We start from the raw sequence: 19,822 nt of genomic DNA, 5'->3' as shown, positions 1-19,822 counted from the left end.
GCTGGCGGTCGAGAGGGGGGACAAGGCGAAGCTCCGTTGGTCTACCAAGGAAGGACAGAACGGACACTAACGAGAGTTTGGGTCGTGCACAAGCAGGGTTTTGGCATCTGAGATGAAAAAGTCTTCACTTTTCATTACCGAAGCCCATGTGATTCACTTAGCCGATGCCTCGACGTACCGCCGCGACCCTCGCCACGAGTGGCGAGGTGCTCCGCCTCATCCGCACGGGTGAGGCCGTCACGCGCGCCGACCTCGGCCGGGTGACCGGTCTGTCGCGCCCGGCGGTGCAACTGCGCGTCGGCGAGCTGCTCGACCGCGGCCTGGTCGTCGAGCGCACCGACGCCCCCTCGACCGGCGGGCGGCCGCCGGTCCGGCTGGAGTTCAACGCCGGGGGCGGCGTCGTCCTGGTCGCCGCGCTGGGCGCGAGCCGCACCCGGGTCGCGGTCTGCGACCTGGCCGGGCGCGAGCTGGCCGGCCGCGACTTCTTCATCGACGTCGAGCAGGGCCCCGACGTCGTGCTCCCGCTGCTCATGGACACCTGGGACGAGCTGCTCGGCGACCGCCCCCGCTCCTGCGTCAGGGGCGTCGGCATGGGCGTGCCGGCCACCGTCGAGTTCGCGCAGGGCCGTACCGAGAGCGCCCGGGTGATGGCCTCGTGGACCGGCGTGGTCATCCCGCCGATCATCCGCGAGCGCTTCCCCGTGCCGGTGCTCGTCGACAACGACGTCAACGTGCTGGCCATCGGCGAGCACCGCGGCGCCTACCCCGACCTCGGCGACCTGATGTTCGTGAAGGTCTCCACCCGCATCGGCGCGGGCGTGATCGCCGGCGGCGAGATCCTGCGCGGCGCGCTCGGCGCGGCCGGCGAGATCGGTCACATCCCCGTGCTCGACGGCGGCGGCGTGCTGTGCCGCTGCGGCAACACCGACTGCGTCGACTCCGTCGCCAGCGGCACCGCGCTGCTGCGCGACCTGCGCGAGGCGGGCAAAGACGTGCGCACCATCGCCGACGTGACCGCGCTGGTGCGCGCGGGCGACGCCGAGACGATGGCCATCGTGCGCACGGCCGGCCGCCGCATCGGCGAGGTGCTGGCCGGGGCGGTCAACATCCTCAACCCCTCGGTCGTGGTGCTCGGCGGCGACATGGCCGAGGCGTTCGGCCCGCTGGTGTCGAGCATCCGCGAGGTCGTCTACCGCCGCTCCACCGCGCTGGCCACCCGGCGGCTGCGCATCGAGCCGAGCCGGCTCGGCGCGGGCGCGGGCATCAGCGGCTGCGCGGTGATGGTGCTCGACCACGTGCTCTCGCCCGAGGCGGTCGACGAGACGATGACGGTCTCGACGCTGCGCCGTGAGCGCGGCCTGGCCGGCGCCGGCTAGAGGTCCCAGCGCGGTTCGGGGCTCTCCCGCACCACGCCGTCCGCGCCGAAGATCAGGTGGCGGTCGAGGTCGTCGGCGAACCAGCGGTCGTGGGTGACCGCCAGCACCGTTCCCGCGAAGCCGTCCAGGCCCTCCTGCAACGCCTGCGCGCTGGCCAGGTCGAGGTTGTCGGTCGGCTCGTCGAGCAGCAGCAGCGTCGCCCCGGACAGCTCCAGCAGCAGGATCTGCAGCCGGGCCTGCTGGCCGCCGGACAGCGTCTCGAACCGCTGCCCGCCGGCCGGCGCCAGCTCGTAGCGGGCCAGCGCGGCCATGGCGTCGTTCCTGGTCAGCGCGAACGTCTCGGTCACCAGCTCGGCGACGGGCCGTCCGTGCAGGTCGGGCCGCAGGTGGGTCTGCGCGAAGTGGCCGGGGACGACGCGCGCGCCCAGCCGGGCCACGCCGGTGTGCGCGACGGGCTCGCCGGCCAGCAGGCGCAGGAAGTGGCTCTTGCCGGTGCCGTTCAGGCCGAGCACCCCGACCCGCTCGCCGTAGGCCACCTCGGCCGAGAAGGGCCGCACCAGCCCGGTCAGCCCCAGATCCTCGCAGGTCACGGCCCGTTTCCCGGTGCGCCCGCCGCGCAGCCGCATCCGTACGTTCTGCTCCTTCGGCGGCCGGCTCGGCGGCCCCGCCCGCTCGAAGCGCTCCAGCCGGGACACCGCCGACCGGTAGGCCCCCGCCAGCGCGTCGTTGTTGGCCGACCGCTGGCGCAGCACGTGCACCAGCCGGCGCAGCCGGGCCCGCTCGTCCTCCCAGCGCCGCCGCCGCTCCTCCAGGCGCTCGCCGCGCCGCCTGCGGGCCTCGGCGTAACCGGCGAAGCCGCCGCCGTGCACCCACACCTCGCGGCCCTCGACGGTGACGACGCGGTCGGCCGTCTCGGCCAGCAGCCGCCGGTCGTGCGAGACCAGCAGCACGGTCTTGGCCGAGCTCCTGACCGCCCGCTCCAGCCACTGCTTGGCCGGCACGTCGAGGTAGTTGTCCGGCTCGTCGAGCAGCAGGATCTCGTCGGGGCCGCGCAGCAGCGCCGCCAGCATCAGCCGCTTCTGCTCGCCGCCGGACAGCGTGGCCAGCCCCCGTCCGGCGATCTCCCGGTAGGGCAGGCCGAGCGCCTCGGTCGCGCACGCGTCCCACACCACCTCCAGCTCGTAGCCGCCCGCGTCGGCGTAGTCGGCGACGGCCTGGGCGTAGGCGAGCTGCCGGGGCTCGTCGTCGCGCAGCCCGATGGCCGCCTCGGCGCGGTCCAGCTCGGCCGCGGCCGCCCGCACCCGCGCGGGCGCGACGCCCAGCAGCAGGTCGCGCACGCTGCCGGTGCCGAGGAACTGCCGCATCACGCCGACGCCGCCGCCGGTGGTGACGCGCCCGTCGTCGGGCCGCAGGTCGCCCGCGATCAGCCGGAGCAGCGTCGTCTTGCCCGCGCCGTTGGGGCCGACCAGCGCCGCCTTGGCGCCGTCGCCCACCTTGAACGACGCCTCCAGCAGCAGCGGACGCCCGTCCGGCAGCAGGTACGTCAGGCCGCTCACCTCGATATGACCCATGTTCCATTACTAGACCATCGATCCGGTACGCGTACAACGTATTATCGATCGGGTGGACAACGTTTGGGTTCGCCCCCGCAAGGACGCCAAGCCGAGGCTGACGCTCGACCGGATCGTCACCGAGGCCGTCGCGCTGCTCGACGAGGAGGGCGTGGCCGGGCTGACCATGCGCCGCCTGGCCGAACGCCTCGACACGGGCTCGACCACCCTCTACTGGCACGTCCGGACCAAGGAGGACGTCCTGGACCTGGCGCTCGACGCGGTCTTCGGCGAGGTGCCGCTCCCCGGCGGGCACGACGACTGGCGCGCCGCCGCGCGCGACCTGATGGCCGGCTGGCGCGCCGCCCTGCTGCGCCACCCCTGGTCGGCCACCATCCTCGACCGCCCGCTCATGGGCCCCAACGCCCTGGAGCGCACGGAGTTCCTCTACCGCACCCTGTCCGGGGCCGGCCTGGACGGCCCGCAGGCCGCCTACAGCCTGTCCAACTACGTCATGGGCTCGGTCATCATGCAGGTCACCTGGCAGCGCCGCGACCGGCTCGACACCGACGCGTTCCTGCGCGAACGGGCCGCCAGCTACCCGGCGCTGGCCGAGCACGGCCTCGGCCACGACTGGGACGCCACCTTCGCCACGGGCCTGGGCTACCTGCTGCGCGGCATGACGCACGACGCCGCCTGAACAGCCCTCGCGCCCAGGCGACGGGGCGGGCGGTCATCTCCTGGGGTTGTGGGTCCTGGACGGGTCGCGGCCCGGCGGGGTGCCGTGCGGGTGCGCCGGCGGGGTCGTCGCCGGATCGGCGCTCCAGGACGGCGTCCGCGTCGGCGTCGGCGTGAGGCCGGGCCGAGAGCTGTGCGAGTGCGACGGGGACGGCGAGGGCGTCCGCCCGGGGGAGGCGGCGACGGCGCCGGACGCGGTCGAGCGCGGTTCGCGCGTCCCCCGCCCGCTCTCAGGCGTGGAACGGGTCACGGCGGGCCCCGTGCGGACCCTGGTGGGACGGACCGTGGGGGTGGCGGTGGGCGTGGGGGTGGGGGTGGCCGTGGCCCTCTCGGAGCCCACCGCGACGGGCCCCGGCTCGCCGGAGGTGGGGCCGGGACCGTGCGGCCAGTGCACCGGGTCGAGGCCGGGCGAGCTGAACGCGTCGCCCATCAGCGCCCCCGCCCCGGCCAGCATGAGCGTGCCGAGCAGCACCCCGGCGGCCATCAGCGCCCGCCCGCGCCGCGCGCCCCCCTCCGCCGAGGAGGAGGCGGTCCGCGTCGTCGATCGATGGGTTCCGCTCACGTACCCCGATGGTAGTGACGTGCGGGCATGGGTCGGTCCGTGGCGGACGTCCAGCCGGGAAATTCAGCGTCAATCGTGATCAACAGCCGCACAGCAGCCCGTGCAGCGCGGTCTCCAGGCACAGCCCGGACCGGGCGGGGACCGGCCACGGGAAGCGCACCAGGGACTCGTCCACGCGTACGGTGGCGCCGTACCGGTCGAGCTCCCACAGCCACACCTCGCCGGGCTCCTCGCCGAGCTGCCTGGCCACGCCCGCGGTGAGCTGCGGCCGGTGGGAGTCGTTGACGTGCGCGATCATCCGTTCGGCCGTCTCGGTGAGCGGGTCGGGGGCCGCGCCGAGGTAGTCGTCGGCGTCCAGCAGGCCGGACTCCTGGCCGGTCAGGTAGACGACCTGGGCCACGTCCAGGCGCAGCAGGCGAGGGGCGTCGGGACGGCCGTACCGCTCCAGGGCGTCGAACAGGCCCTCGTCGGCGCTGTGCGCGGCCACCGCCACCGCCGCGGAGCGGGCCTGCGACCGCGGCACGGCCTCCGCCCACCCGTGCACCTCGATCATCGCCCGCGGGTGCGTCACCGCGCCGAGCTGCCGCATGGCCGTCAGGTTCACCGCGACCACGGCGTCCTCGCGCAACCCGTGCAGCGGTTCGCCGGGCCGGACCAGCAGCACCGGGCGGCCGCTCTCGTCCACGCCGCCCCGGGCGGGGGAGTCGGCGCCGTCCACCGTGAGCTTGGCCGGCGTCGAGGTCGAGGCGAGAGTACGGATCCGCTCGGCGAGGGGCAGCATTGAGATCACATCCACTGATAGGTTAGCCTTACCTAAGTAAGGATTACCTAACCACATTGAGGTGAACGTGCGCTACACCGGCCCGAAGGTGCGACTGTCGCGTCGCGCGGGCGTCCCGCTGACCAGGAAAGCCGTCCGCTACTTCGAGCAGCGCCCCTACCCGCCGGGCGAGCACGGCCGCAAGACCAACCGCCGCACCACCGGCGACTACGGGCTGCGGCTGATGGAGAAGCAGAAGCTGCGCTGGTACTACGACGTGTCCGAGCGGCAGCTGCGCCGCTACTGGGACCTGGCGGTGCGCAAGCCGGGCGCCTCGGGCGCCGAGCTGGTCACCATCCTGGAGACCCGGCTGGCCTCCCTGGTGCTGCGGGCCGGCCTGGCCCCGTCGATCTACGCCGCCCGCCAGTACGTCAGCCACGGCCACATCGCCGTGGACGGCCGCAAGGTGGACATCCCCAGCTACCTGGTCAAGCCCGGCCAGGTCATCACCGTGCGGGAGCGCTCGCGCCGGATGCAGCCCTTCGTGGCCGCCGCCGAGGGCGTGCACGCCGACGAGCGCACCGCGCCCTACCTGTCGGTCGACCACGCCGAGCTGCGCGCCACCCTGGTGCGGCGCCCCGAGCGCGAGCAGATCGCGGTCCCCGTGGACGAGCAGCTCGTGGTGGAGTTCTATTCTCGTTAGCCGTGACTGAAGCGGGAGAGCGCCACGCGAGCTGGCTGGAGCTGTTCTTCGACCTGGTCGTCGTCGTGGCGGTCGCCCAGCTCGCCCATCGGCTCCAGCACCCGACCTGGACGAACGTCGTCCTGTTCGGGGTGCTCTACTACGCGGTGTGGAGCGTCTGGACGTCCTTGACGCTCTACTCCAACGTCCGGGCCGGCAGGACGCGGGTGCCCAGCATGCTGGTCGGCATGTTCGGCATCGCGGTGATGGCCGCCGCCGCGCCCGACGTGGCCCACGAGATCGACAAGGCGGCCGGGACGCACGACGGGTGGTTCATCGCGGCGTACATCGTCTGCCGGATCAGCGCCTCCCGGTCGATCCAGCACGCCGGCACGATCATGACGGCCTGGCCGGCGGCCCAGCTCGGCGCCGGGCTGTTCCCCTGGGTCGCCTCCATCTGGGCCGACGGCTCGACGCGCTACGGCCTGTGGGCCCTCGGCATCCTGCTCGACGTGGTCTTCTCCGTCGTCAACAGCCGCCGGCCCGAACGGTTCCTGGCGGAGATGCGCGGCCAGGCGCACCGGCTGGCCGAGCGCGAGGAGCGCCGGGCCAGGGCCGGCCGCCCGGCCCGGGTGCTGCCCCGGCCCGCCGTCGCCGTGCTCGACCCGGCCCACCTGGGGGAGCGGCTCGGCCTGTTCGTGATCATCGTGCTGGGCGAGGCGGTCATGCAGGTCGTCGTCTCGGCCTCGGGCCACTCGTGGGGGCCGGAGCTCGCCGTCGCCGCCGCGGCCGGCTTCGGGCTGATCGTCGCCCTGTGGTGGCTGACCTTCCAGTACGGCCTGACCACCGTGCCGGGAGCCGCCGAGCGCGGCCTGCCGCCGTACGTCGCGCTGCCCGCGCACTTCGCCATGACCGCCGGGGTGACGGCCACGGCGGCCGGGCTCGGCGTCGTCGCCGCCCAGCCCGCGCAGTCGCTGCACCACGGCGCCGGCTGGGTGCTGGGCGGCGGGCTGGCCCTGTACTTCGCCGCCTCGGCCGTGCTCGGCGTGGCCCTGCGCGCCGGGTGGCGCTGGATCTGGGGGTGGGCGGTGCCCACCGCCCTCGCGCCGCTGGGGGTCGCCGCGCTGTCGGGGCTCGTCCCCGGGTACGTCTCGGTCACGCTGCTGCTGGCGGTGGCGCTGTGGCGGCTGGTCTACCGGTCCGGCCGGACGGGTTCCGAGCCTGCCGGCCAGACGGCCTCAGCCGGCGACGTCCTGCCGGCGTAGCTCGGCGACCTCGCGGCGCAGGGCGGCCAGCTCCTCCAGGATGCGCTGGGTGTGCAGGCTGTTGTCCTGCTCCAGCGCGGCGCGCTCCTCGGCCGACTCCTCGTCCATGGCGCTGACCACGACCGCCATGAACAGGTTCAGCACGACGAACGTGCAGACCAGGATGAAGATGGTGAAGAAGATCCAGGCCGTGGGGTGGGCGCCCATCACCTCGCGGGCGATGTTGCCCCAGTCGTCCCCGGTCATCGTCTGGTAGAGGGTGAACAGCGAGGTCGGCAGGCTGCCGAAGCGCTCGGGGGAGTCGCCGCCGTACAGCTTGGTGGCCATGACCGCGGCGACGTACAGCACCAGGGAGAGCAGCAGCACGATCGAGCTCATCCCGGGCAGGGCGCGCAGCAACGCCGAGACCACCCGGCGCAGGCTCGGCACCACCGACAGCAGCCGCAGGGCCCGCAGGATGCGCAGCGAGCGCAGCACCGACAGCCCGCCGGTCGCCGGCACCAGGGCGATGCCGACGATCAGGGCGTCGAACAGGTTCCACGGGTCGCGCACGAACGCCGAACGCTCGACGTAGACCTTGGCCAGCAGCTCGGCCACGAAGATGTAGAGGGCGGCGTGGTCGATCACGACCAGCAGGTGGCCGAACTCCCCGACGACGGCGGGAACGGTCTCCAGGCCGAGGGTGGCCGCGTTGACCAGGATGACGCCGACGACGAAGCGCTGGAAACGCCGGTCGGCGAGGAAGGCGCGGACGCGTTCACGCACGGGGGCAAGCTCCTAAAGATCGGTCATGTGCCGTTCCATGATGCAGCAACATGATCAAGGAGGTGCCTGTGGTATAAATCGCACCTGACAGTCACAGGGGCAAGGGGGCGCAAGGGGCATGTCGTATCCGAACTACGGTCCGTCCTATTACGGGCCGCCGCCCCAGAGCCACCCCAACGGCACCACGATCCTCGTGCTCGGCATCCTCAGCCTGGTGGTGTGCGGCATCCTCGGCCCGTTCGCCTGGTCGATGGGCAACAAGGCGCTCAAGGAGATCGACGGCAGCGGCTACGCCTACGACAACCGCGGCGCGGTGCAGGCCGGCCGCATCTGCGGCATGATCGCCACGATCCTGCTAATCCTCGGGGCCGTGTTCATGGTCCTCGGGCTCGGGGCCGGCATCCTGTCGGCCGTCTTCTCCAACTGAGGGCCGCACGCAGTAGTCTCCGATGCCCGACTCCAGCAGGTCGAAGGCCGCCGTGGCCTGGGCCCGCAGGTCGGGCGCTATCGTCTCCCAGCTCTCGCCGGCCAGCGTCCGGGTCGCCGCGTGCGTGGCGAGGATCCTGGTCGTGCCGAGGATCTGCGTGGCCACCACCTGCGGGGTCAGGTCGTCGGCGTCGGCGTCGAGCTCGTCGGCCAGGGCGCGGGCCAGCGCCTGCTCCCGCGCGACGTGCAGCTCGCGTAGCTTGGCCACCAGCGACGGGCTGCTGTTGACGATGCGGGTGAACACGTCGGCGCCCTCGTTGAGGCCGTAGCGCCAGTGGCGTGAGTCGAGGGCCTCCAGGAAGTCGCGCCGGAAGGCCCGCGCCACGCTCTCGCCGGGCCGCCGCCCGCGCACCACCTGCTGCGGCAGGTCGGTCACCAGCTCCTGCCGGTCGGCGAACAGGTCTTCCTTGGTCGGGAAGTAGTTGAACACCGTGTTGACGGACACGTCCGCGGCGCGGGCGATCTCGGCCACCGTCACGGGGTCGAACCCGCGCGTCATGAACAGGCCCATCGCCACGTCCGCGATGCGCTGCCTGGTCTCCCGCTTCTTGCGCTCCCGCAGCCCCTCTTCCATGCCGCCATGATACCCAACTTGCAGCGACTCCAAAATTGTGGCTACTCTAATTTTGGAGGCGATCACATGTTGAGAACCACAGGTCTGACCAAGACCTTCGAGAGCGGCGTGGAGGCCGTCAAAGGCGTCGACATCTCGGTGGAGGCGGGCGAGATCGTCGGCTTCCTCGGGCCCAACGGCGCCGGCAAGACCACGACCATGCGCATGCTGACGACCCTGCTCCGGCCCACCTCGGGCACCGCCACCGTGGCGGGCCACGATCTGCTGGGCGATCCGCGCGAGGTGCGCCGCCGCATCGGCTACGTCTCGCAGGGCGGCGGCGTCAACGTCATGGCCCCGCTCGCCGAGCAACTGGAGCTCCAGGGCATGCTGTACGGCATGCGCCAGGCCGAGGCCAGGTCCCGGTACCGCGAGGTGCTGGCCCGGCTCGGCCTGGCCGGACTGGAGGAGCGCGTGGGCGGCGCGCTGTCGGGCGGCCAGCGGCGCCGCTTCGACATCGCCTTCGCCCTGCTGCACGACCCCCGTCTGCTCTTCCTGGACGAGCCGACCACCGGCCTGGACCCCCAGAGCCGCGCCAACCTGTGGGAGCACGTCCGCTCCCTGCGCGAGGAGCACGGCGTGACGATCTTCCTGACCACCCACTACCTGGACGAGGCCGACGCGCTCTGCGACCGGCTGCTGATCATCGACGACGGCCGGATCGCCGCCGCGGGCACCCCGGCCGAGCTCAAGGCGGGCCGCACGCTCGACGAGGCGTTCCTCGACATCACCGGCCGGTCGCTGCGCGAGGAGGCGGGGGTCTGATGCTGCGCGACACCTGGGTGCTGTTCCGCCACTGCCTGCGCGCCACCCTGCGCCAGAAGCTCGGCATCGTCTTCGGCGCCGTCCAGCCGCTGCTGTTCCTGGTGCTGTTCGGGCCGATCTTCGCCACGTTCGGCACCTGGGAGGTGCTGGTGCCGGGGCTGATCGTGCAGCTCGGCCTGATGAGCATGGGGCTGGCCGGGTTCGGGGTGGTCTTCGACAAGCGCTTCGGCGTGCTGGAGCGGCTGCGCGTCACCCCGGCCAGCCGCCTGGCCCTGCTGCTCGGGCGGGTGCTCGACAACGTCGTGACGATGGCCGTCCAGACGACGATGGTGCTGGCCGTCGGGTTCGCCTTCGGGATGCGGGTGCCGCTCGCCGGGCTCGCGGCCGGGTTCCTGCTGGTCGTGGTGCTGGGGGCGAGCCTGGCCGCCCTGTCGTACGCCGTCGCGCTGACCATCAGCGAGCAGCTCTTCGCGCCGGTGATGTCGACGGCGGTCATCCCGCTGGTGCTGCTGTCGGGCGCGTTCCTGCCGATGTCGATGGCGCCCGGCTGGCTGGACGCGCTGTCGCACCTCAGCCCCTTCAGGTACGTCCTGGAGGCGCTGCGCGACCTGTTCGCCGGCCACTACGCCACGGGCACGGTCGGGCTGGGCGTGGCCGTCACGGCCGGGCTCGCCGTGGTCGGCCTGACCGTCGGGGCCCGCGTGTTCAACCGGGAGAACGCGTGAGCGGGCCGCTCCGGGACGGCCCGCCCGCCCGTACTCGGGTCCGTCCTCAGGCCGCGGCCTTGGCCCGCCGGTGCAGCGCGGCCAGGATGCCCGCCGGATCGACCGTCCCGTAGCCGTAGTCGTAGTCGAAGCCCACCTCGCTGCGGTCCTCGGCGGTGCGCCGCAGCAGCGCCCGCAGCTGCGCCGGCGACAGCTTGGCGGCCGGCCACCGGGTGCGCACCGCGGCCACCAGCCCGGCGGCCACCGGCGTCGCCGCCGAGGTGCCCGTGTCCGGCTCGCCGTCGCCGAACGCCCGCGACCCCGAGAAGTGCGTGTACGCGCACACGTCGGGCTTGCGCGCGGTCAGCCGCCCCGGCCCCTGCGAGGAGTAGCCCACCCGCTCGCCGTTGACGTCGACCCCGCCGATCGACAGCGCCTTGGGATGGGAGTTGGCGCCCCCGATGGGCCGGTTGGGGAAGGCGCACCGGCCGTCGGGACACTGCCTGCCGCAGTTGCCCGCCGCGAACAGCACGTCCGCGCCCGCCCGGTCGAGACTGGCCACGACCAGGTTGAACGGGTGGGCGGCGTTGTCGGAGTAGTTGCCCGGATGCCCGACGGGGAAGTCCCACTCGGGGGAGAACGACCCCCACGAGTTGCTCACCACCAGCGACCTGGACGCCGCGGGCTGGGCCTCCAGCACCGTGCGCAGGTGCGTGAAGGCGGCCACCGCGTCCGACAGCAGGCCGTCGAGCGCCGAGCCGCCCGGCCGGGCCGACCGCAGCAGCGGCACGTCGATCAGGGACGCCTGCGGCGCGGCGATGAGCGCGTCGAAGGCGCACATCGTGCCGTGGTCGACCTCGAACTGGCCGGGCCGCCCGTTGACGCCGGAGGGGCTCCAGCTCCGCTCGGCGTCCAGCGTGACGCCGCGGCCGAGGTGGCGGGCCACGTGCGCGGCGTTGATGCCGGTGTCCAGGACGGCCAGCGCCACCCCGGCGCCGTCGAGCCCCTCGGCGTGCAGCCCGGCCACGTTCAGCAGGCGCTCGACGTCGTGCCAGTCGCCCACCGGCGGATCGCCGCCGCAGGTCAGGCTGGACTCGATCACCGGGTCGGCGAACACGCCGACGACGTCGGGACGCAGCGTGGGCAGCAGCGTGACCCGCGAGGTCAGCTCGTCGTCGGAGATCGTGCCGCGGACGAGCACGGAGGCGTCCTCGGCGGCCAGGGAGAAGTCGAGGGGCTGGTGGAGGGAGAGGGGATCGCCGCCGGCCGCGGGGACCGGCCTCGGCACGGCGACCGGTGTGAAGCCCGTGTCGAGCTCGACGCCGGGCAGGCCGTCGGCGACGTCGGCCGTGGTGGCGGTCTGGCCGGGATCGGCGACGGCCGCGACCAGATCGGGGGAGGGACGGAGCTGGATCAGGACCCGCATGAGTCACCACCGAACGTAATGGGGGCAAACGAACGACCCAACATTCCTGCATCCGTCAAGGCGCGTCCAGCCCCTTACGCCGGTTGTGACCTGCGAAAACACCGCATAACTGGCGAAGCGGACCATAATTGTTTCCGGGGCGTCAGGCTTCCTTGTCCTCGGTCTGTTCACTACGGTGATGCATCATGACGCTCCAGGCGCAGACGCCGGTTTCCGACGGGGAAAGACAACACTGGCTGCCGGTGCGGCCGAGGCTCGTCCTCGCCAGTGCCTTCATGCTCTTCCTCGAACTGGCGCTCATCAGGTGGACCGGCTCGAACATCGTTCATCTGAGCTATTTCACCAATTTTGTCCTGCTCGGTTCTTTTCTGGGAATCGGGCTCGGATTTCTGCGCGTGGGGCGCTCGCGCCGCCAGCCGTATTACTCGCCGGTCGTCCTGCTCGTCCTGGTGGCCCTCGTGCTGGCCTTCCCGGTGACGGTCGACCGCAACACCGAGGGCGTCCTGTACTGGACGAGCCTGGGCACCGTCGGGCCGCCCGCCTGGCTGATCCTGCCGGTGATCTTCATCGCCGCGGCGGCGGTGCTCATGGGGCCCGCCGAGCTGGTCGGGCGCTGCTTCCCCGAGCTGCCGCGCCTGGAGGCCTACCGCTACGACCTGATCGGCAGCCTCAGCGGCATCGCCGCGTTCACGGCGCTGTCGTTCCTGTCGGCGCCGCCGGTGTTCTGGGGCGTGGTCGCGGCCCTGTGCTACGGCCTGCTCCTGGTGCCCCGGCCCCGCTCGCTCTACCTGGGCCTGGTGGTCCTGCCCTCGCTCCTGGTCGCCGGCCTGCTGCTGTCGGAGACGCTGACGGCCGGGGCGCTGTGGTCGCCGTACTACAAGGTGACCTACAAGGCGATGCAGATGCTCGGCGTGCCGGTCACCGACATCTCCGTCAACGGCATCCCGCACCAGCAGGCCGTGCCCGCCTACGCCCGCCTGCAGTGGGAACGCCAGTACGGGCTGCCCTACGAGCGCACCACCAGGCCGCCGCAGAACGTGCTGATCGTCGGCGCGGGCAGCGGCACCGACGTGGCCATCGCGCTGTCCAAGGGCGCGCAGCACGTCGACGCCGTCGAGATCGACCCCAAGCTGCGCGAGCTGGGCGGCAGCCTGCACCCCGACAAGCCCTACGCCGACCCGCGCGTCACCACCCACATCACCGACGGCCGCGCCTTCCTGGAGCGCAGCGGCGACCGCTACGACCTGATCCTGTTCGCCCTGCCCGACTCGCTCACCCTCGTGTCCGGGGCCAGCTCGCTGCGCCTGGAGAGCTACCTGTTCACCGAGGAGGCCATGCGGGCCGCCCGCGACCACCTGCGGCCGGGCGGCACGTTCTCGATGTACAACTACTACCGCGAGAGCTGGCTGGTCGACCGCCTGGCCTCGACCATGCAGACCGCCTTCGGCCACAAACCGTGCGTCGACGTGGTCAGCACCGCCGGCCAGCAGGCCGTCATCACCGCCGGCCTGACCGCCGCCGACCAGCGCTGCGCGAGCCAGTGGCCCGGCGCGGCCGCCGGCACCCCGGCCCCCGCCGACGACGACCGCCCCTTCCTCTACCTGAAGGACCGGACGATCCCGCCGATCTACATCATCACCCTCGGCCTGATCCTCATCGTCAGCCTGCTGGCCGTCCGCGTGGTGGCGGGCCCCTACGGGCGCATGAAGCCCTACGCCGACCTGTTCCTGCTCGGGGTGGCGTTCATGCTGCTGGAGACCAAGAGCGTGACGGGCTTCGCGCTGCTGTTCGGCACCACCTGGGTGGTCAACGCGATCGTCTTCGCCGGGGTGCTGGTCGCCGTGCTCGCCGCCGTCGAGGTGACCCGCCGCTTCCGCACCCCGCCGCTGCCCGTCATGTACGCCGTGCTGCTGGCCGGCCTGCTGCTGGCCTGGCTGGTGCCCAACGCGTGGCTGCTGTCGCTGCCGGTGCCGTTGCGCGCCGTGGCGGCCGTGACGGTGGCGTTCCTGCCGATCTTCGCGGCGAACGTGGTCTTCGCCAAACGTTTCTCCGACACCGCCGACGCGACCACGTCCTTCGGCGCCAACCTGCTCGGCGCGATGGTCGGCGGCTGCCTGGAATACCTGGCGCTGGTGATCGGCTACAAGGGCCTGCTCATCGTGGCCGCCCTGCTCTACCTGGGCGCCCTGGCGCTGATGCCGCGAAAGACCGCGCTCGTGTGACAAAGGGAAATGGCTCGCGGCGATCCTCTGTAATGCCTTGACCGATGGTCAGGATGAATTGTCGGCGACGCGGGTTGATTTGTCGTCGCGGGCGAGGTGAGCTGGATACGTCATCGAATCCGGAAAAAGATCGAACGATATTCAGAAAGGCGGGCACGCGAATCGGGGGTCACATCCGGTAACCCACGAGAAAAGGTGACAGTCATGGCGACACCAGGGGCGGCCAGGATCGACGTCGAGCGCATTCAGGCACAGGAGTGCGAGCCCGCGCCCGCCGGACGCGCGCAACAGATCGCCGCAGCGCTCCCCGCGGGGGTGTTCTTCACGCACGAGCCCGGCGGCTCCGGCGAGCACCGCGAGCCCGACGCGCGCTGGGAGCTCGCCTCCGCCTGGCCCTACCAGGGCCGGCTCGCCACGGGGACGGCCGCCGTCCACCTCGCCGCCGGCCACGACGCGCTCGTCCGTCCCATGATCTTCGCCGACGGGTTCGGCCACGGGCCCAGCGACCTGGCCGGGCTCTGGGGACGGCTCGACGCGCCGTACCCGCCGCATGGCGACCGGCTGCTCAGCCGGCTGCTCGCCCAGGGCATCGACGTCGTGCTGCTCGGCTTCGCCGCCCGCCACACCCACATCCAGGCCAACGCCGGGGTCGCCGCGGCGTGCGTGGGCCGCGCGATCCGCGAGCGGCTCGGCACCACGCCGTTGATCGTCGGCGGCCTCGGCGCGGGCGGCCTGGTCACCCGCTACGCGCTGGCGGAGATGGAACGCCGCCGCGAGGACCACCAGACGATGACGTACCTGTCCTACGACTCGCCGCACAACGGCGCCTGGATCCCGCTGATCCTGCAGCAGCTCGCCTACTTCGCCGAGACCCTCGCGCCGGCCGCGCCCGGCCAGGCCGACCTGATCAGGAGCCCGGCCGCGCAGCAGCTCCTGTGGGGCTGGGTGCCGGACGGGCGCTACTGCGGGCCGGTCGCCACGGCCAGCCCGCTGCGCCTGGCCTTCATCGAGGACCTGCGCGCCGCCGGCTGGTTCCCGCTCAGGCCGCGCAAGCTCGGCGTCTCCAACGGCGCCGCCGACGGCACCGGCCGCAACGTCCCGCCCGACGCCCTGGCCTTCGAGTGGACGGCCCGGGACGGGCTGGCCGGCGCCACCGTGCGCACCCAGCCGGACCGGGGCGCCCGTCAGCGGGTGGGCGGCATGCGAGCCGTCCCGCTGTGGGCGAGCACCAGCCGCACCAGCGACGTCGCGGCCTTCGACGGGGCGCCCGGCGGCACGCTGCCCTCCTACGGCATGGTCGCCGACGCCTTCGGCGCGCCGATCGCCGGCCGGTTCCGGTCGGCCTGCTTCGTCCCCACCGTGAGCGCCGTCGCGCTCCAGTACGACCCCGTGGACTGGACCGTGGACCTCTACACCGACATCACCGCCCTGTCACCGGAGCACAGCGAGCTGGACGACTACCAGTGCGACTCCGACAACTCCGAGCACGGCACGGTCACCGGCACGCTCGCCGACTGGATCCTCGGGCACCTGACGAAGTGACCTGAGGTCGCGAGCCTCGGCCGATCAGAGCTCCCGCAGGAGCCCGGCTCCGGCGGGGGCGACGCTCACAGGCCGCACAGCTCCGTCAGGGACTTCGCGCCGCCCCGCTGGCTGTTGCGGGTCGGGGTCTCGGTCGGCGTGCCCCCCTGGGCCTGCGTACGGGTCCGCGACGGCGTGGCCGTCGGGGAGCCCGGCGAGCCGGGGGACGCGGTCACGTTGGCGGTCTGGGCCTGGCGGCCGGAGCGGTCGGAGTCGGCGATCGCCTTCTTCGCCGCCGCGCGGATCTTGACCCAGTCGGGCCTGCCCGAGTAGAAGTCCGGCGGCACGAACTGCAGGCTGGTGATCTTGGCGTCCTTGACCTTGAGCGCCAGGTCGGCCAGCGGCGCGACGAGCGGACGCGGGATGTTCGTCTGGGCCAGCCGCTTGGCCGCTCCGGCAATCTTGGTGAAGTTCGTCAGGATCACGCCGGGCGTGGCCTGCTGGGCGAAGGCGCCGATCACGCAGCGCTGGCGTCCCATGCGGGAGAAGTCGTCGCTGTTGACGCGGGAGCGGCCGTACCACAGGGCCTGCTCGCCCGACAGCTTGCGGTAGCCCGCCTTGATCGTGCCCGCGGTGCCGAAGTGGCCGCCCCACTTGACGTCCTCCTCGACCCGGATCTTCAGGCCGCCGATGGCGTCCACCAGGGCGGCGAAGCCGTACATGTTGATCAGGGCGTAGTAGTCGATCCTGAGGTTCAGGGTGTAGCCGATGGCGTCCATGAGGGCCCGCGGGCCGCGGTTCTTGCCGCCCATGAGCTGCGGGTTGTCGTTGGCGTACTGCCAGACCTCGTTGAGCAGGCCGCCGTTGGGCAGCTCGGCCATGTAGCCGTTGGGGAAGTGCTTGTGCAGCGGCGAGGACGGCGGGAAGCGCACGTGCTGCAGGTTGCGCGGCAGGCTGAACAGCACGGTGTTGCCGGTCCTGGTGTCCACGCTGGCCACCGTCATGCTGTCGGTGCGCACGCCCACGCGGTTGCCCGCGGCGTCGCCGCCGACCAGCAGGAAGTTCACCCGGGTCTTGCCGTCCCAGGGGTCCTCGGGGTTCTTGATCTGGACGGGGTTCTCCGGGTCCGGGTGCGAGGGGAAGATCGCGTTGACGGCGTTCCGCCCGGCCAGCACGTAGTTGGCCGTCAGCGCGAACGGCGACATGACGGCCACGCACAGCACGCCCACGACGATCCCGGTCACCACCTGGCCCTGCTGGTTCAGCCTGTTGGGGCCAAGCGCCACGTACGAGACCGCGATCACGGCGAACCAGGCCAGCGCGCACGCGGACGCGATGACGATCACCGTCATCATGGCGCCGTCCTCGGCCAGGCCGGTCACGTCGCTCAGGTTGCGGGTCAGGCCGAAGGCCAGGGCCCCGAGCAGCACGGCCGCGTACGCGCCGATCATGATCAGCCCGGTACGACGGCGCCCGGCCCGCAGATGCGCGGCGCCGGGCACGAGGGCGGACAGAGCCGTCCAGCCGATGACGGAGGCGGTCGTCAGGGGTTTGGCGAAGCGCGGCGCGGGGGAGGAGCCCTTGCGCGGGCGTGGAGTCCGCCGTTTGGCGCCTCCGGGCACGGCGTCCACCCGATCGCGCTTGCTCACACCGGCTCCTTCACACGCCTACCAGGCAAAAAATGACGTTCGCCCCATGTCGGGCACAAGATTGCCAGGATTCTAGCCCCCATACCTGGACATCAGAGACAACTCTTCAACATGAGATGAACGCCACGTGTCGCTCAGGAGGTCGTCGAGGACGGCGCCAGCCACGTGTTGCACTGGTACGTCTTGTCCCTCTCCCACCCCTGCCGGAACCAGCGGTTGTTGTTGGCGGGCGTGCCGTGGTCGCGCGGATAGCCGGGATAGTCGCCCACCTGCGCGTAGAACCAGAACAGCCGCGAGCGCAGCGACGACGGGACCGGGTAGGACGAGGCGACCGAGCGCATCCACATGCCGCCGAGACAGGTGGCCTGCAGCTCCAGCTTCCTGCTCAGCGCCAGCTTGCCGCTCTGGCTGGAGGAGTTCACCGTGCCCTGCCACCAGGAGTCCATCACGCCGGTGATGTTCTGGACGTGGTGGCCGTACTCGTGGGCCATCATGCTGATGATGCCGCCGTGCCAGGAGATGATCTGGCCGTAGCCGCGCGCGTTGCCGTTGCCCCTGGACATCGCCGAGGTGGAGGCGTAGATCGTGTTGTTGCGCGGGCAGTAGTACGGCACCATGCTCCCGGCCGACGGATAGTCGCCGCACGCGCCCCGTCCGCGCCCGGCCGCGACGGCGTAGCTCGGCGGGCTGAACGCGATCCCCTGCCGCTGCAGGATCGGCCCCCACGCCTTGTCCATGCACCGGCCGGTCTTCAGGATCAGCGCCTTGAGCTGGCTGTGGCTGAAGATGTTGGTGTTCCCGGCCCGGCAGTTCACCCGGGGCAGGCTGCCCGCCCGGTAGAGGGTGTTGTTCTTCAGGCTGGTGTTGAGCGTGACCTGCTTGGGCGGCGTCACCGTCTCCTGGGTCGGCCGCTCGGTCGGCCGCTGCGACGGCTGCTGCGTAGGCTCCTGGGTCGGCTCCTCCGTCTGTTCCTGGGTGGGCTCCTGCGACGAGGTGTCGTGCGTCGGCTCCTGGCTGGGGAAGGGCTCGTCGGTCCGCGACGGCTCGTACGACGGGAGCGCCACCGGCGTGGTCGTGTCCGTGTGCGAGGACGACTTCAGCATCGCCGCCCCGATGACGATCAGCACGAACAGCGCCGCCAGCGACCCGAACACGACCCCGAGGACGCCGGCGACCCCCATGCCGGACTTCTTCCTCGGCTGCTGCGGCCACTGCCTCGTGGGCATGGTCTGCATGGGCGGCGGCGGTGGTGGTGGCGGCTGGTACTGCCGGCCGTACTGCGGCGGCGGATACTGCGGGCCGCGCGGCGGCTGTCCCTGCGGCGGATAGCCCTGCGGGGGCTGCGGCGGGCCCTGAGGGGGGCCCTGCGGCGGGCCCTGCGGGGGCGGTGGCTGCGGCGGATATCCCTGCGGCTGGTGGTGCTGCGGCGGATAGGGCTGACGGCCGGGCGGCGGCCCCTGCGGCGGCCCCTGCGGCGGCCCCTGGGGAGGGCCCTGCGGAGGGCCCTGGGGCGGGGCCGGCGGCGTCTGCGGGTAGGGCTGACCGCCCTGCGGCTGGGACTGCCCGTAGCCCGGCGGCGGCCAGGGCCGCGAAGGGGGCCGAAGGGGCTGCCCGGGCCCTTGTGGCGGAGGTGGATATTGCCCGTTTGCTGTCACCGTGTCTCCCCGTTAACCCGCTTGTCTGCAATGCACGGCTTTGCGGCAGACCCCAAAGGATCTTTGCCAAATTTGGGGCAAAAGCATACTGATTTATCACCCGTCACGGATGTAGCGGTACTCGGTCACGCTCCGAAATCAATCGAGGTGATCTCCGCTATCTGCCGGTCCCGGAGCAGGGCGGTGTCCTAGCTTCGTTGGCATGAATCTCCAGCAGCTCCGCTATGTGGTCGCGACTGCGGAGCACCGCACCATGACCGACGCGGCCAGGTCGCTCTACATCGCGCAGCCTGCGCTGTCCCGCGCGATCCGCGATCTTGAGCGAGAGCTCGGCATGACGCTCTTCGCCCGCTCGGGCCGCGGCGTGGTGGTCACCGCCCAGGGCCGCCGCGTGGTCAAGCTGGCGAGGGAGGCGCTCGACGCCGTGCACGAGATCGAGGGCCTGGCCAACCACGCCGGCGTGACGGAGGCCGAACTGCGCATCGCCTCCACCCCGAGTCTCGAACCCGGACTCGCGGGGCGGCTGCTCCCTGCCTACGCGGCCGAGCACCCAGGGGTACGCGTGCACATCGTGCGCTGCGACGGCCGCGACGGCGTCGTCAGCGCCATCCGGGATCAGCGGGCCGACCTCGGGCTCACCGATCTGCCCGTGCCCACCGACCTCATCACCCACCCGCTCGAACGCCAGGAGATCGTGCTGATCTCCCCGCCCGGGCTCGATCTGCCCAACCCGGTCCCCATGGGCAAGCTGCACGGGATGCGCCTGGCGCTGCCCGCCCGCGGCAGCTCGCGGCGCAGGGAGCTCGACGCCATGTTCGGCAAGTACGCCGTCACCCCCGTGGTCGTCCTGGAGACCGACGAGCGCAACGGCTGGCTGAACGCGGTCCGCGCCGGCCAGGCCTCGCTGCTGTGGTACCGCGGCATGGCCGACCAGGCCGCCAGGGCGGGCCTGGTGGTGCGCTCACTCGAACCGGCCGTGCGGCGCGTCATCGCCGTGGTGCACGCACGCCGCCGCCTGCCCCTCATCGCCCAGGACTTCCTGTCCACGGCGGAGAAGGGCACAGCCGCCTGACCAGGAACGTT

The 19,822-nt window shown here is 72.1% G+C and carries 18 protein-coding genes; 10 read left to right on the top strand and 8 right to left on the bottom strand.

The features are described from left to right. The first annotated feature begins 164 nt into the window (after positions 1-164). Positions 165-1,376: an ROK family protein gene (locus ACIBST_RS00585; RefSeq protein ID WP_397167844.1), complete on the top strand. Its 1,212-nt coding sequence runs from the start codon at positions 165-167 to the stop codon at positions 1,374-1,376. Here the strand turns inward: ACIBST_RS00585 and ACIBST_RS00580 are convergent. Beyond that, positions 1,373-2,947 carry an ATP-binding cassette domain-containing protein gene (locus ACIBST_RS00580; protein WP_397167842.1) on the bottom strand — a complete coding sequence of 525 codons (1,575 nt, stop codon included), beginning with the start codon at positions 2,945-2,947 and terminating at the stop codon, positions 1,373-1,375. The two genes, ACIBST_RS00585 and ACIBST_RS00580, sit on opposite strands and share 4 nt — an antisense overlap. A gap of 52 nt (positions 2,948-2,999) precedes the next feature. Between ACIBST_RS00580 and ACIBST_RS00575 the strand changes: the two genes are divergently transcribed. After that, on the top strand, positions 3,000-3,626 hold the full coding sequence (locus ACIBST_RS00575) for a TetR/AcrR family transcriptional regulator C-terminal domain-containing protein (protein WP_397167841.1): 627 nt from the start codon (positions 3,000-3,002) through the stop codon (positions 3,624-3,626). Positions 3,627-3,659: 33 nt separating this feature from the next. Here the strand turns inward: ACIBST_RS00575 and ACIBST_RS00570 are convergent, their stop codons facing one another. Both ACIBST_RS00570 and ACIBST_RS00565 read right to left on the bottom strand, forming a co-directional pair. Then, complete coding sequence (locus ACIBST_RS00570) at positions 3,660-4,226, bottom strand: hypothetical protein (RefSeq protein WP_397167839.1); 567 nt, start codon at positions 4,224-4,226, stop codon at positions 3,660-3,662. Between the two features lie 79 nt (positions 4,227-4,305). Next, positions 4,306-5,007, bottom strand: a complete 702-nt coding sequence (locus tag ACIBST_RS00565) for a DUF2470 domain-containing protein (protein WP_397169416.1) — start codon at positions 5,005-5,007, stop codon at positions 4,306-4,308. A gap of 67 nt (positions 5,008-5,074) precedes the next feature. Between ACIBST_RS00565 and rpsD the strand changes: the two genes are divergently transcribed. Next, positions 5,075-5,689, top strand: a complete 615-nt coding sequence (gene rpsD / locus ACIBST_RS00560) for a 30S ribosomal protein S4 (protein WP_397169414.1) — start codon at positions 5,075-5,077, stop codon at positions 5,687-5,689. Between the two features lie 2 nt (positions 5,690-5,691). Further along, positions 5,692-6,933: a low temperature requirement protein A gene (locus tag ACIBST_RS00555; protein ID WP_397167837.1), complete on the top strand. Its 1,242-nt coding sequence runs from the start codon at positions 5,692-5,694 to the stop codon at positions 6,931-6,933. Here ACIBST_RS00555 and ACIBST_RS00550 read toward each other — a convergent pair. Beyond that, the gene (locus ACIBST_RS00550) at positions 6,907-7,698 is read right to left on the bottom strand and encodes an ion transporter (protein ID WP_397167835.1); all 792 of its coding nucleotides are present in this window, start codon (positions 7,696-7,698) and stop codon (positions 6,907-6,909) included. The two genes, ACIBST_RS00555 and ACIBST_RS00550, sit on opposite strands and share 27 nt — an antisense overlap. A 118-nt stretch (positions 7,699-7,816) precedes the next feature. On the opposite strand from ACIBST_RS00550, the gene ACIBST_RS00545 reads away from it, so the two are divergent. Next, positions 7,817-8,125: a DUF4190 domain-containing protein gene (locus tag ACIBST_RS00545; protein WP_352351593.1), complete on the top strand. Its 309-nt coding sequence runs from the start codon at positions 7,817-7,819 to the stop codon at positions 8,123-8,125. Here ACIBST_RS00545 and ACIBST_RS00540 read toward each other — a convergent pair. Further along, positions 8,054-8,758, bottom strand: a complete 705-nt coding sequence (locus tag ACIBST_RS00540) for a TetR/AcrR family transcriptional regulator (RefSeq protein WP_397167833.1) — start codon at positions 8,756-8,758, stop codon at positions 8,054-8,056. The two genes, ACIBST_RS00545 and ACIBST_RS00540, sit on opposite strands and share 72 nt — an antisense overlap. A 66-nt stretch (positions 8,759-8,824) precedes the next feature. On the opposite strand from ACIBST_RS00540, the gene ACIBST_RS00535 reads away from it, so the two are divergent. Continuing rightward, the gene (locus ACIBST_RS00535; RefSeq protein ID WP_397167832.1) at positions 8,825-9,562 is read left to right on the top strand and encodes an ABC transporter ATP-binding protein; all 738 of its coding nucleotides are present in this window, start codon (positions 8,825-8,827) and stop codon (positions 9,560-9,562) included. Next, the gene (locus ACIBST_RS00530) at positions 9,562-10,287 is read left to right on the top strand and encodes an ABC transporter permease (RefSeq protein ID WP_397167831.1); all 726 of its coding nucleotides are present in this window, start codon (positions 9,562-9,564) and stop codon (positions 10,285-10,287) included. The genes ACIBST_RS00535 and ACIBST_RS00530 overlap by 1 nt, the downstream gene beginning before the upstream one ends. A 46-nt stretch (positions 10,288-10,333) precedes the next feature. Here the strand turns inward: ACIBST_RS00530 and ACIBST_RS00525 are convergent, their stop codons facing one another. Continuing rightward, positions 10,334-11,692 carry a S8 family serine peptidase gene (locus ACIBST_RS00525; protein WP_397167829.1) on the bottom strand — a complete coding sequence of 453 codons (1,359 nt, stop codon included), beginning with the start codon at positions 11,690-11,692 and terminating at the stop codon, positions 10,334-10,336. Between the two features lie 185 nt (positions 11,693-11,877). Here ACIBST_RS00525 and ACIBST_RS00520 point away from each other — a divergent pair, with 185 nt between their 5' ends. Then, positions 11,878-13,914, top strand: coding sequence for a spermidine synthase (locus ACIBST_RS00520; RefSeq protein ID WP_397167828.1), 2,037 nt, complete (start codon positions 11,878-11,880; stop codon positions 13,912-13,914). Between the two features lie 204 nt (positions 13,915-14,118). Further along, complete coding sequence (locus tag ACIBST_RS00515) at positions 14,119-15,456, top strand: hypothetical protein (protein WP_397167827.1); 1,338 nt, start codon at positions 14,119-14,121, stop codon at positions 15,454-15,456. Positions 15,457-15,521: 65 nt separating this feature from the next. Here ACIBST_RS00515 and ACIBST_RS00510 read toward each other — a convergent pair whose 3' ends face one another. Together ACIBST_RS00510 and ACIBST_RS00505 are read right to left on the bottom strand one after the other, a co-directional pair. Beyond that, positions 15,522-17,084 (bottom strand): LCP family protein, encoded by a 1,563-nt coding sequence (locus ACIBST_RS00510; RefSeq protein ID WP_397167825.1) that lies wholly within the window; start codon positions 17,082-17,084, stop codon positions 15,522-15,524. Positions 17,085-17,218: 134 nt separating this feature from the next. After that, entirely contained in the window at positions 17,219-18,310 is a 1,092-nt protein-coding gene (locus ACIBST_RS00505; RefSeq protein ID WP_397167823.1) for a neutral zinc metallopeptidase, read from the bottom strand. Between the two features lie 631 nt (positions 18,311-18,941). Here ACIBST_RS00505 and ACIBST_RS00500 point away from each other — a divergent pair. Continuing rightward, positions 18,942-19,811, top strand: a complete 870-nt coding sequence (locus ACIBST_RS00500) for a LysR family transcriptional regulator (RefSeq protein ID WP_352328087.1) — start codon at positions 18,942-18,944, stop codon at positions 19,809-19,811. Positions 19,812-19,822 lie beyond the last annotated feature (11 nt).

It is taken from the genome of Nonomuraea sp. NPDC049684, assembly GCF_044465345.1.
Lineage (GTDB): Bacteria > Actinomycetota > Actinomycetes > Streptosporangiales > Streptosporangiaceae > Nonomuraea.
Note: the sequence above shows the minus strand (reverse complement) of the source record. Positions and strands in the feature narration are given on the sequence as shown.